The organism is Spirosoma harenae (assembly GCF_054776975.1).
In genome coordinates this window covers 1-11,284 of the sequence record NZ_BAAHBD010000032.1, presented here as the reverse complement: position 1 = coordinate 11,284, position 11,284 = coordinate 1, and the positions used below count along the sequence as shown (strand labels likewise).

General features: G+C 46.4%; 15 protein-coding genes. 9 read left to right on the top strand and 6 right to left on the bottom strand.

The genetic code is table 11. From position 1 onward, the window contains the following. The 6 genes from ACYVE4_RS29615 to ACYVE4_RS29590 form a co-directional block, all read left to right on the top strand. A partial coding sequence (locus ACYVE4_RS29615) for a hypothetical protein (protein WP_461044033.1) occupies window positions 1-780 on the top strand: 780 nt, incomplete at its 5' end. Then, a complete protein-coding gene (locus ACYVE4_RS29610; protein WP_461044032.1) occupies window positions 777-1,256 on the top strand; it encodes a hypothetical protein in 480 nt (159 codons plus the stop codon). The genes ACYVE4_RS29615 and ACYVE4_RS29610, both read left to right, overlap by 4 nt. 67 nt (window positions 1,257-1,323) lie before the next feature. Then, on the top strand, window positions 1,324-4,572 hold the full coding sequence (locus tag ACYVE4_RS29605) for a phage tail tape measure protein (protein WP_461044031.1): 3,249 nt from the start codon (window positions 1,324-1,326) through the stop codon (window positions 4,570-4,572). A gap of 92 nt (window positions 4,573-4,664) precedes the next feature. Continuing rightward, complete coding sequence (locus tag ACYVE4_RS29600) at window positions 4,665-5,351, top strand: hypothetical protein (RefSeq protein WP_461044030.1); 687 nt, start codon at window positions 4,665-4,667, stop codon at window positions 5,349-5,351. Between the two features lie 157 nt (window positions 5,352-5,508). Further along, window positions 5,509-5,829 (top strand): hypothetical protein, encoded by a 321-nt coding sequence (locus tag ACYVE4_RS29595; RefSeq protein ID WP_461044029.1) that lies wholly within the window; start codon window positions 5,509-5,511, stop codon window positions 5,827-5,829. Window positions 5,830-5,891: 62 nt separating this feature from the next. After that, window positions 5,892-6,101, top strand: coding sequence for a hypothetical protein (locus tag ACYVE4_RS29590; RefSeq protein WP_461044028.1), 210 nt, complete (start codon window positions 5,892-5,894; stop codon window positions 6,099-6,101). A gap of 141 nt (window positions 6,102-6,242) precedes the next feature. On the opposite strand, the gene ACYVE4_RS29585 is transcribed toward ACYVE4_RS29590, so the two are convergent. Then, entirely contained in the window at window positions 6,243-6,755 is a 513-nt protein-coding gene (locus tag ACYVE4_RS29585; protein WP_461044027.1) for a hypothetical protein, read from the bottom strand. A gap of 324 nt (window positions 6,756-7,079) precedes the next feature. Here ACYVE4_RS29585 and ACYVE4_RS29580 point away from each other — a divergent pair, with 324 nt between their 5' ends. The 3 genes from ACYVE4_RS29580 to ACYVE4_RS29570 all read left to right on the top strand — a co-directional run bounded on the left by ACYVE4_RS29580 (window position 7,080) and on the right by ACYVE4_RS29570 (window position 9,063). Next, a complete protein-coding gene (locus tag ACYVE4_RS29580) occupies window positions 7,080-7,655 on the top strand; it encodes a phage antirepressor N-terminal domain-containing protein (protein WP_461044026.1) in 576 nt (191 codons plus the stop codon). Window positions 7,656-7,761: 106 nt separating this feature from the next. Next, the gene (locus tag ACYVE4_RS29575) at window positions 7,762-8,166 is read left to right on the top strand and encodes a hypothetical protein (protein ID WP_461044025.1); all 405 of its coding nucleotides are present in this window, start codon (window positions 7,762-7,764) and stop codon (window positions 8,164-8,166) included. Window positions 8,167-8,280: 114 nt separating this feature from the next. Beyond that, on the top strand, window positions 8,281-9,063 hold the full coding sequence (locus ACYVE4_RS29570) for a hypothetical protein (protein ID WP_461044024.1): 783 nt from the start codon (window positions 8,281-8,283) through the stop codon (window positions 9,061-9,063). Window positions 9,064-9,078: 15 nt separating this feature from the next. Here ACYVE4_RS29570 and ACYVE4_RS29565 read toward each other — a convergent pair whose 3' ends face one another. From ACYVE4_RS29565 to ACYVE4_RS29545, 5 genes are all read right to left on the bottom strand, one after another. Further along, entirely contained in the window at window positions 9,079-9,393 is a 315-nt protein-coding gene (locus ACYVE4_RS29565; RefSeq protein WP_461044023.1) for a hypothetical protein, read from the bottom strand. Between the two features lie 2 nt (window positions 9,394-9,395). Then, window positions 9,396-10,289 (bottom strand): putative phage abortive infection protein, encoded by an 894-nt coding sequence (locus ACYVE4_RS29560; RefSeq protein ID WP_461044022.1) that lies wholly within the window; start codon window positions 10,287-10,289, stop codon window positions 9,396-9,398. Further along, window positions 10,289-10,873, bottom strand: a complete 585-nt coding sequence (locus ACYVE4_RS29555; RefSeq protein WP_461044021.1) for a recombinase family protein — start codon at window positions 10,871-10,873, stop codon at window positions 10,289-10,291. The genes ACYVE4_RS29560 and ACYVE4_RS29555 overlap by 1 nt, the downstream gene beginning before the upstream one ends. Next, window positions 10,870-11,097: a hypothetical protein gene (locus ACYVE4_RS29550; protein WP_461044020.1), complete on the bottom strand. Its 228-nt coding sequence runs from the start codon at window positions 11,095-11,097 to the stop codon at window positions 10,870-10,872. Before ACYVE4_RS29550 ends, ACYVE4_RS29555 begins: the two co-directional genes overlap by 4 nt. Continuing rightward, window positions 11,097-11,284: hypothetical protein (locus tag ACYVE4_RS29545; RefSeq protein ID WP_461044019.1), on the bottom strand; the 188-nt coding region annotated here is incomplete at its 5' end. The genes ACYVE4_RS29545 and ACYVE4_RS29550, both read right to left, overlap by 1 nt.

Here is an 11,284-nt window from a genome sequence, read left to right as displayed (position 1 = left end):
AATAACGTTGGGCTGTGTCTGATTGCCTACCGGGGTATGACCCAGGATTCAGCAGGCAATGCTTATCCACTGGCGACGCCCGATGTTCGTAACGGACAACAACTCGTCATTAGCAATCAGTCACTTTCGCTATCCGGTCGTTACGGAGCCTGGCGGGCTTACCTTCGGGCCTATTTCTATTTTCGGGATCAAACGCAGGCCATCACGCAGCCACTGCTACTACCGGCTTCCATTCTGGCATCGATGCCCTTACATAGGTCCGTTACGCTATCTCTAGAAGACCAGGTTCGTAGATCCTATCTAATCAGCAAATTGGAGGCTAGGGCGCCTGGCCAGGATGGTAAAGTATTCTGTCAGCTGGAAGTACTGACGCTTCCTCCCACCCTTTCGCTTTCGGATGAGCCTGACAACGTAACCGTCTGGGTGGATCTGGTACTGGGCGAAAAACGGCCACAAGCCTTGCCGGTCATTGTCGATGCTGTGGGTACCTATCCAGTATGGCTGCAAACCGTTACGATTCGGTGTTGGAAGGATTCAGCTCGCACTCTTCCGGCGAGTGTCACGAATCTGGCCGTCAAACTGCGCCAACACCGGGAGGGCAATGCCATTTCCCCAGTCCAGGAATACGTTAACACGTACCTAGTCAATGGCACATCCACTGTAGTAGAGAACGATTTTGTTTCAACGGAAAACCTGTATCAGCAGCCGACCCGAATTGATATTTATAACCGCACCGTCGCTGTCGATCCTGGCGAAGGCTATACGATCATACCGGGATGAGCACCTATAGCCAACTTGACCTGAATCAGCGGATAAACTTAAAAGGTTTAGTCGAAGCCTGGTCTAAAATTACGGTCGAGCGGTTTCAAGCGCAGCTGGACACGAAAGTGTATGGCAGAAGACGAAGTTCACGAAAGCGAAGCTTAGTCCGATCGGGTCGCTTGCGCGCGGACTGGCGAAAACGTCTCTATTTGGACCGCTCAGCGGGCGGGGTCAAAGGGATGCAGCTAAGCTTTCTCTTGTACGGCCGATTTGACGACATGGGCGTTGGAAAGGGAACAACTTACGCCCTAAGTAAATATCAGAGTAATCGAAAAAATGGAGAACAGCGGACTAGGAAACCATCGCGCTGGTATTCTAAAGAAAAAACCTTTCAAGTGCATCGGCTAAGGGAGCTCATATCGCGCTATTACGTGAATATGACCCTAGGAGCTTTGGAAAACTATTTGACGGATTCAGTTACGGTTCATCTGTAGCCGCCCGTTTTTCCCTCATTCACTATACATGACCAGTGCCTGGGAAGCTATTTAACCCTGCTCCCCCATGGCAAAATCACAGAACGATCGCGCAGTCATTGACTTAGTGATCAATGGTAAACAGGCTCAGACGAGTCTGAAAGAAGTCAGTCTGGCGGTTACCAACGCCCGATCGGCGCTGAACAAAATGAAAGAAACCGACCCTGGCTATAAGGATCGGTTAAAAGAACTGCATGCGCTGCTGGCGGCCCAGCGGCAAATGACAGCCAACATCAACCAAACCACTACGGCCTGGGGTCGTTTCAAAGCGAATGCCGCCAGTACAGCCACAGGTCTCATTGGTGGCAATTTGATTAGTGCGGGCATTTCGGCGGCCGCCAATGCCATTCCAGCTATTATTGCCAAATATCGTCAGTTCGACGCTGCCAGTAAGGAGTTATCCGCAGTGACTGGAGCCACTGGGGCGGATCTGGATTATCTCAACAAAACAGCGGCTAAATCGGGGCCGACTTTCGGCAAATCGGGCGCTGAAATGCTGGAGGCTTACAAGTTAATGGCCTCAGCGAAACCCGAACTTCTGGCGCAAAAAGAGCTACTTACCCAGACGACGGAGGCCGCTATTACCTTATCGCAGGCGGGTAAAATTGATTTGGCGCAGGCTACCCAGGTCACCGCCGAATCCCTCAATCAGTTTGGGGAGTCCGCTGATCAGGCGAACCGGTTTATCAATGTCATTGCGGCCGGAGCCAAAGAAGGCTCTGCTGAAATTGCTGACATGGGCATTGCGCTCAAAAACTCGGGTACCGTGGCCAAAGCCCAGGGTGTCAGCTTTGAGCAGACCAACGCCGTCCTGCAAAGTTTGTCGACGATTGCGTTAAAAGGTGGCGAAGCAGGTACCCAGTTTAGAAACGTGCTCTTAACCTTGGGTTCAGGAGCCAACGACACCAATCCGAAGATTGTAGGGTTGGAAAAAGCACTGGAGAATTTGGGCAAAAAAAATCTGTCGACGGCAGAGATGACCAAACTTTTCGGAAAGGAAAACATCACGGCCGCTCAGCACATCATCACCCACCGAAATGAAATTTCTGAATTAACGAAACGGGTAACGGGCACGCAGGAGGCTTTTTCGCAGGCCGAAAAAAACAATCAAAGTCTGGATCATCAGTTGGAGATATTTTGGGCGAGGGTTGAAGGCCTAGCGATTATTCTGGGCACAAAGCTGGTACCTGCTTTTACAAAGGTTGTCGAGGCTGGCATACGTTTTACCAATTTTTTGTCGGGTAATCTTTCTCCTGCGTCGGAAGCGGCCAGTGAGGCTTTTGAAAAGCAGAAAAGTAAAGTTGAGGGATTAACCAAAAACATTGCTCCGCTGCTGGAGCGATACGATAAACTCAAGGAGAAGTCAACGCTGACAACCGATGAGCAGGTTGAACTCAATAAGATCATCGACCAGGTTGCCAAAACGATTCCATCGGCCGTCACGCAGTTTGATGCCTATGGCAAAGCGATGGACATCAATACCGGCAAAGCGCGTCAGGCGATTGAAGTTCAACAGGAACTCCTCCAGCACTACAATAAAACGGCCATCGCCGAAACCACAACCGAGCGTGACCGGGCCATTGAAGACCTGCAGCGGGCAATCGACAAACGAAAAGCGGGCATGACCGTCGATGAAGATACCTCAGCGGCTGGTGGCGGGTATCGTAAAATGACGGAAGAGGAGCTTTTGGCTGTCGATGCCGAAATCGAAGAATTAAAGAATAAACTGCAAGAGCGGAATAATCTGCTTAAAGGACTGACGGGGTACGACGCAGAAGCACGTCGACGTGCTCGTCGTCAGCGGTTAGGGGAAAAAGTCGGCCCTGAAGAGCCAACCGAAAAACCGACTAACGACAAGCCATCTGGCTCGGGTGGAGGCCTTTCGGATGAGGAACAGAAGAAGCTAGACAAACGAAAAGAAGCCAACAAGGATGCGATCCTACGCATCCAGAAAATGAAAGTCGATGCCATTGCTGAAGATGAAAAACGGGAAATTGCTCAGGCTGAGTATGAATCAGATCTAGCCAAAGCCAGGGTGAAAGAATCCGTTCAGGATGAAAATTTAAAACATCAGGAAATCACGGCCATTAACGATCGATTGACAGCTGACCTTTTAAAGATCCAGCAGAAATACGATAAACAGCGGAAGGAAGAAGCCGAGAAAGTGAAGCTGGAAAAGTTTCAGGACATGAAATCGGTTCGCGATCAGATCGAGCGCGAATTGGTCACGGAAAATCAGCTACGACTTCAAGATATTGAGCAAGCAGCCGAACGGGGTTTGATAACCGAAGATGCGGCTCGAATGGCGAAACTCCAGGCAGAAAATGCGTTTCTCCTGGCCAAACGGGCTTTGTACAAAAAATACTATGATGATGTCAAAGAGCTTGATATTCAGTCGAAGGATAAACTTAGGGAGATTTCCGATGAGCAAAAAGCCCATAAGGAGAAAGACGAACGGGACTTAACTCAGAATCTCAACGCGCAGGTTGACGCCCGACTCGCCCATGCCGAAAGTGCGGACGAGAAAATGTTCAAAAGTCAACTCGAACGCCAACAGGCCATTCGGGATGTCATGCAGGAAACGCTGAATCTAATGCAGGTCAACTGGGATGAGCAGCTCAGCGGTCTTCGCACGTTCTGGCAGAAAGCAACAACGATTCAAAAGGCTGCGTTTGTAGCTAGTAAAGCCTATGCGGTCGCCGAAGCAACCGTTGCCTATGCCACGACTTTAATGTCCATGTGGCAAAATGCCAAAAATCCACTGGTGGCCATCGGCTATTCAGCTTTGGCTACGGCGACTTACGGAACGGTACTGGGAAAAATTGCTTCGGCCAATTACAACGTGCCAACCTTTGCTCAGGGAGGGTTTACCAACGGGCCGGGTGGGTATGTTGATGGGCCGACGCTGTTTCAGATGGGTAACAGGCGGTTCATTGCGGGTGAAGCCGGTCGGGAATTTGTGATTTCCAATAGGGCCTTGCAAAATCCGGTGGTGGCCAATTTCGCCCGAATCATGGACGTCGCCCAGAAATCCGGGAATTATGGCATGCTCCAATCGGGGGTTACTGGTGGCTCACCAGCTTTACCCGCTCCCACTCCGCAGGCCGCTTTGCCTGCTGGCATGTCGCATGAAATGGGGATGGCCATCCTGCAGCAACTGCAGCGCAACAATGAACTAATGGATAAGTACGCGAATCGGTCGATTATTTTTGATTATAGGCTCTTTGAGCAGTATCAGAAAGAAGTGCAGCAGATTCGTGCGAGTAATTCCCTGTAAAAGTCGGCCCAATTGGGCCGACTTTTTTAGTATAATGTGATGTCTGATTTCTTTCGTAGTTTTAGCCATTCACCCTAAATCAACCTTTCTCGATGATCCAATCTTTACGCTACCTGGCGGTGGCCATGCTATTAAGCAGTTGCTCCACTCTGGCTCCCAATGTGTCCACGCACGTTGACCCGTTCACCGACGTTTCCACCCGCTCAATGGTAGTAGGTCCGTCTACTTCCTGGCAGCTTCTGGAGAGTTTAGCATCGATCAATTCGATGTATTATTATCCGTACGCGCAGAGGACGACAACGACTGTACCCTACATTAATAATACGTTGACCCTCTCGGTTTCGCAGGGTGATACCGTTTTGACCATGGCGCGTTTCTATCCGCTGGAGGCCTATGATGTCCCCGAGGGGGCACTGTTGCAGCTGAAGTTTTTAGGTGAACGAGATGAGGATGGCATTATTTACGATTTGCCAATTTTGCGATCCTACCACACCATTCATGGGGGACTGATTGTTCGGGCCAAAGCGCATCAATACGTGGTTCAGGAACTACGTCGAAAGGCTATTGCCATCGTTAGGCTGAACAAAGTCAGTACAAATCAAGCGGACCTACTCCCTGCTGACTGGTATCCCAGCATTGACTACCGACGGGCGTTTTTAAAAGGGGCCAATCTATTATTCACTGTCAAATCAACCAGTCGGGCTTCTGATCCGGTATATGAAGTCGAACCAAAGCAAAAAAAGCAGGCTACTCCGAAAACAAAGCCTAAGAAAAAGTAGGACACTACCCAAGAAAAACCCGCTTTTACGGTTTGTAAAAGCGGGTTTTTCTTTTTATATTATACTGTAATTCAATCAATTACAAAGAAAAACCCCAATGCTAGAACTTCCAGGAACGAGCAAAGGGGTGGTGTAAACACATAAACTCTCATTTAAAATGTCTACAACGCAAATGTATGCGGGTCGGGCTTCCTATGCAAGCTCCTCACCCGTTCGTGGTCACGCGTACCGCACGCAGGTGTATCTTCAAGTCGTGGCGATTGCCCGAATTTCGGGTCAGGAGGAATCCGAGGTTTGGAAATGGATTTATGACCAGGTGTATGCCTTGTATGAAATTTACCTTCCCAGTCTGCCCAGGGGTCGAAACGAGTCACTTTTGCGGGTATCAGAACGGCATGACCTGCTGGATAAAGTGATGCTGGTGGTTCAGGCCGAACGCAGCAAATGGCATAAGGTGGAGGAAAGTGAAGTTGATTAAGAATTCTTCTAACGAAAAAGGTCCATCTGTAAAAGATGGACCTTTTTCGTTATGTTTACATCATGGAAACGTCAGTAACACTTCTGCAAGCCTTATTGATTGGGGGCTTAGTCATGAACATGATTGGCTGGCGTACTTTGTTTCTGCTAACCCTGCAATTGCTGGAAAAGCTAGTGCGGGCCATTGAGTTTTTAGCAGCAACATTACTGCGCTTTGTTCAGATGCGCCTTCATCCTTTTTTTGCCAATCTGCATCAGCGGTACCGCTATTAACGCTTTTCTTGTCCTGGCCGGTCGGGAATGTAAGGTGGATTGGGTAAATCACGCCGTTCTGTTTGGGTATCCTTTTCTCTTTGTGGATTACTTGGGGTTGGTCTGTCGTGCTGTGGCCGAGGGCGCTCATTGCCTCTTTCTCTATCTGGATTCATTTTTCTTGTTTTTTAAGGTAAGGAATTGTTCATAATCGGGTAATACTCTACGCTTTAAAAATTCAGGCTCCCAGCTACTTAGGGAAGAATCTAACTTTCTGATCTCGTTTTCGTAGGTCTTAAATTCTTCAAAAAGCAGTTTAGCTATTTTCTTTTCATCTTTTATGTGTCCAAGACTACATTCATAATATAGCTTATCAAGGCGATCATAATGAACCTTCAGTTTACTTTGCAAATCAAGTAGTTTTTCAAATCCCTCATCAGAGAGGATGATATTGTTCTCAATCAGCGAAATTAGTTGAGCAATACAGGACAAAATGTAGGCAACGATTAGATAGCCGTCTTTCTTCCATATTGTCCAGCTGAGTATACCGCTTGCGGAAAGTAACAGGGTAACTATTTTTAACCCTTTTCGTAGATTCTTTTGCCAGGTTAAGTTATAGCAGGTGTATTTGTATTGATAATAATACGTACACAAGTCCTCCCATACCCGATCCATTATTAGATCCATCGACCTGTTATATATATAGGATTAAAAAATACCCAACCTAGTTGACTAGGTTGGGGCGAGCTTTTTTATTTCTTAACTGCTTCCCTCAAAAGCTGGATATATATATCACGCAGATTTGCCTTCTCCCCTGCCCTTTGCCTATCTATCTGCATTTCTTTGATAATCAGGTGAATATCATTCGGTACGTCTAAATAGATCTTAGTTGTTTCCATGATTTATCATTTATGTCACAAATAAAATATTTATGACTAAAGATTGCAATTAATTATAAGGCAGTTGATATTTGTGACATAAATGATAAATATCAATCTTATGACAGAAATCATTAAGTTTCACGAAGTCGAGCTACTCGGCGAACAGGAAAATGAACAGGTTTGGATACCTATTAAACCGATCTGTGATGGCGTTGGTGTGGATAGTCAAACGCAGTATAAACAGATCAAAAAACACCCGATTTTAAGCCGTGTGTATAGCTTACGCTATGTACACGATGCTTCAAATAGGCAACAAGAGATGTTTTGTCTACCCATTGACTATGTACACGGTTGGTTATTTAGCATCAATATTGACCGGATGAAAGCAGAAGTAAAGCCTGTTTTGATTATCTATCAGCAAGAGTGCTACAGGGTACTGTATGAACATTTCTTTGGGAATACTCGGCTATTGCAACTTGATGCAGAACGAGAGCATAAAATCATTGCCCGTAATAAGGAAATCAACCGATTGGTACGCGACCTAATGGCTGAACAGGCAACTAATAAGCTGGAGCTACAAACGATTCAGAACCGTAGGGCTGTCACCTACCGACTTGAACCGATTCATGATGGCGTCGAAAAAGAATATGAGAAGCGAAAGTTTCTAGGTCAGCAGCTTAAAATTGAAGTCTAACCCATAAGAGTCTATTTTCTAACTTTCAACTAGACACAAAAAACCCCAACGCTATGATCTTGCAGGACTCAGCATTGGGGCACGTGTCGCAAACCTTACAGTTTTAATGAACACCTTACAAACTTATGCGGCTAACACTAGCCGTGCAACTGGCTTAGTACCAGCGGCCAAAACTCCAAGCGTAGCAACGCCTTCACGGGATAAATGGCAGAGCCCACCTCCTCAGCCCCCGGCTAAATTTCAGCTCCTGCACATCAAGCTGGAGTACTGGGATGGTGGCAAAGAGGAAATCAACCTGACCAGTCCGTTTAGCGGCTGGGTGGGTGATCTGGAGATGCAGCACATCTTTATGCGCCAGTATCTGGATGAGAACGGCCCCCGGCTGGGCATTCGGGCGTATCAGAGCTTTATGGGGCAAAATACCGAGCGGGGTGTGGAGCTTGGTGCGTCGTTTCCTCGCTATGAATTAGAGCGGTTTGAAGAAAATTGGATACAAACAGCGTTACGGTAGCCGTAAGTAACTGTCCATCAAACAAATTGGCCGCTAGTCACTTAGCGGCCAATTTGTGTTTTCAGTAGTGCAAAATCTTTTGTATACTTGATGGCTTCTTAAACCTTCTACACGATGTCTTCTAACGAATCCCTTCGAGAATTATCACTGAATGAACTCCGGGCGAAGTCAAAACTCAATGAAATTTTAAATTTGGGTAATTACACAAAGTCAATAAAGCCTGGCACCCTACTGTATGTAACCGATCCAACCCCAGGTTCGAATTTCTTTTTCTGTATAGAGGGCTTTTCTAAAATTCCAGGTAGAACTCCTATAGATTTCTTCTATAAAATCCGTCAAAGGCCGGCTAATTCAGATAGTCCTGGTGAAGGCACTGACAGCCAGTCCGCGAAACATTTACAAATGCAATTCGAAAGTTGGAGGAGTCTTGTCGAAGAATATACGCTGATTATTGGAAATTTGCCAGAAGGGCCATCCGACCCCATTTTAGAGCAGTATGAGGAGGAAGAATATACTGACTTTCAACTATTAGACGAAGATGCCGAAACACACTCTTTTACCTTACCCGTTCAGCGGTTTATTGATGCGTATTTAGGCGACGTTGTCAAGCGACTTGAAGCCCACAAGGAAACGGCGGATCTGGATGAAACCAAAACGGCTGAGATCGAAGTGATGATTGCACAAGCACAGGAGATAAAAGAGACACAGACTCAGCTCACTAAGCAACAGGTTGTTAAAGCTTTATCTAAATTTTGGGCAAAAGCTCGTAAAGCTGGGCTGGATATTTTCACCGAAGTCCGTAAAGAAGCCTTGAAAGAAGGAGTTAAATACTTTACCAAACAATTGCTGGAAGATCCCACCACTTTTACAGATGCAGTCAAAGGTTTGCTGGGGTAAGACTGTTGGCATTACTCAATCACCAAACCGAATCCCCCAGGCCTCCAGTTGATCAACCACCTTTTTGGCATTGAAATACACACTGGTTCCCCGACTGAGACTCGGCTTGTCTTCAGCCATAATGGAGCCGTCGTGGTTCAGGTGGATACTCAAGTAGCGCCAGCGAATGGTAATGCGGCCCGGATCGACGAAGGTTTCGATTTCAGCGGCTGAGGGCTTAATGCCAAACGCCAGGGTAAACAGGATATGGCATTCCTCGGGCGTCATCCAGTTGAGGATGCGCTTAGGAAGGGGTTCGGGTTGGGGAGATGTGGGATCAACTGAAGTCATGACTACTCAGCTAAAAACGGGTTGATAACCTCATCCATAAGCTTTTGATGAATTTCACGATCTATTGGCCTGGCAATTAAGTCGTAGTTGAAATTCTGCAAAATATCAAACTCCCTAATTAGAAATAGGAACTTCGGATTGCCTAAGCCCTCAATCATTGAGTTATAAAAAATCAAAATCAATTCGGATTGAGACAACTGGGCTCTAATTAAAGAAGCGTAAAACTTCTTCTCTTTTAGAGTCAATTCGCTTTGGTATATGTATTTGAATATGTGATATAAATGCCGGAAGTAATGGCCTAAAGAATCTGAAAAATTCCCATAAAACGAGAAGTAACCTTCTTTTACAAACCCATATTCCTCTTCGTTACTAAATTCTAAATTTAAATCAGAAGAATAATTACCATTCTCTCTTCTATACTTATTAACAGCTTCCGATCTACTGTTAATTATAGTACCTTTTAGTTCATGGGAAGCCTTAATAAAGACTTCTCTTTTTTCATAGGTTTTATTACCACCTCTTTGGCTATAATACAAGTTAGTTACTATCTCATGAAACAAGTCAACTAGGTGAAAAAATGTGTTTTCAAACCGCTGTTTGATCATCGTCTCATTTTGCTGCTCAAATTCTGCCCTCGTAGCAGCTAACTCATCTCTGGTTAATGCAAGCTCTTCACGTTGTAACGCTAATTCATTGCTTTGCATTTGTATACTAATAATAATGCCAGCCAAAGCTAATCCGGAAAACAGGGCATTAACAGCGCCAAACATATCACCAAATGTTCCTCTTTCACCATACCAATACAATAGGCCGTTTAATCCCCAAAGTGCTAGAACTAGAAATAGTGAGCGTTTGCCCCAATACTTTATGATATCTTCTTTATCAGTATTAGCCATTATACTTTCTCCCCCGTTTGAATGCCCCGATGCTTTAAATACACATACAAGGTAGATTTAGAAATGCCCAATTGTGAGGCAATCTCTCGAGTCGAGAGTTTCTTTTCGTTGTACAGTCCCAACGCAATCCACGATTTGTTTTCCGCTTCTTTTGACAAACCTTCTGGCCTGCCTAGTTTCTGGCCACGTCGACGAGCGGAAGCCAGTCCGGCCTGGGTGCGTTCCCGGATCAGCGCCCGTTCGTATTCCGCTAACGAGCAAAAGATCTGGAAAATCAGGACGCCCTGGGCGGTAGTCGTATCAATTGGATCATTCAAGCTGATCAGGCCGACCCCTTGCTTTTTCCAACGCTCCACTAATTCCACCAGGTTGGAAACGGACCTGCCGAGCCGGTCCAATTTCCACACGACAATGGTATCGCCTTCCCGGACATGGTCGAGTAGCTTGGTTAACTCCGGCCGGTCGGCTTTCGCGCCACTGGCTTTTTCCGAATAAATTTTATCACACCCCGCTTTTTGGAGGGCATCCAGCTGGAGGTCTAGATTTTGGTCCTGGGTTGAAACCCGCGCATAGCCGATTTTCATTGATCAATAGTGGATAATGTCTTAATGCCTCGAAACCGGGCAACTACGAATAGTTGCGTGGCAGGAATGCGGAACGTGGAAAGAATTTTCTCTTGGGCAATATCATAGTCCAGGCAGAGCTTCGTTTCCGGCAACTTAATGAACTGTTGACCGGTGAATCGAAACCAGCTGTTTTCGAATTCACGTACCTGGCGCTCCAGATCGTCGGGAGTTGGCTGATCCATTAGGGTTTTGAGATTAGAATGTCGGCAATCGAGAGCAGCTCCTCCCAGGAAGCCTTTTGGAATTTGGCGCAAGGCCAATCGTTAAGCGTACCGGGCAGATTGCTATCCGACCGGGTCAGGTTAATCAGCACCGCTCCGCTGAAGAAATCAGGGATGGGCGTAGCAAACTCCTCAACAACCAGTATAT

Excerpts from the sequence above, each read along its gene's own strand:
- ACYVE4_RS29560 (WP_461044022.1), bottom strand. The coding sequence starts at position 10,289 with ATGGCTAATACTGATAAAGAAGATATCATAAAGTATTGGGGCAAACGC.
- ACYVE4_RS29555 (WP_461044021.1), bottom strand. The coding sequence starts at position 10,873 with ATGAAAATCGGCTATGCGCGGGTTTCAACCCAGGACCAAAATCTAGAC.
- ACYVE4_RS29570 (WP_461044024.1), top strand. The coding sequence starts at position 8,281 with ATGTCTTCTAACGAATCCCTTCGAGAATTATCACTGAATGAACTCCGG.
- ACYVE4_RS29605 (WP_461044031.1), top strand. The coding sequence starts at position 1,324 with ATGGCAAAATCACAGAACGATCGCGCAGTCATTGACTTAGTGATCAAT.
- ACYVE4_RS29600 (WP_461044030.1), top strand. The coding sequence starts at position 4,665 with ATGATCCAATCTTTACGCTACCTGGCGGTGGCCATGCTATTAAGCAGT.
- ACYVE4_RS29550 (WP_461044020.1), bottom strand. The coding sequence starts at position 11,097 with ATGGATCAGCCAACTCCCGACGATCTGGAGCGCCAGGTACGTGAATTC.
- ACYVE4_RS29565 (WP_461044023.1), bottom strand. The coding sequence starts at position 9,393 with ATGACTTCAGTTGATCCCACATCTCCCCAACCCGAACCCCTTCCTAAG.
- ACYVE4_RS29595 (WP_461044029.1), top strand. The coding sequence starts at position 5,509 with ATGTCTACAACGCAAATGTATGCGGGTCGGGCTTCCTATGCAAGCTCC.
- ACYVE4_RS29575 (WP_461044025.1), top strand. The coding sequence starts at position 7,762 with ATGAACACCTTACAAACTTATGCGGCTAACACTAGCCGTGCAACTGGC.
- ACYVE4_RS29580 (WP_461044026.1), top strand. The coding sequence starts at position 7,080 with ATGACAGAAATCATTAAGTTTCACGAAGTCGAGCTACTCGGCGAACAG.
- ACYVE4_RS29610 (WP_461044032.1), top strand. The coding sequence starts at position 777 with ATGAGCACCTATAGCCAACTTGACCTGAATCAGCGGATAAACTTAAAA.
- ACYVE4_RS29585 (WP_461044027.1), bottom strand. The coding sequence starts at position 6,755 with ATGGATCGGGTATGGGAGGACTTGTGTACGTATTATTATCAATACAAA.
- ACYVE4_RS29590 (WP_461044028.1), top strand. The coding sequence starts at position 5,892 with ATGGAAACGTCAGTAACACTTCTGCAAGCCTTATTGATTGGGGGCTTA.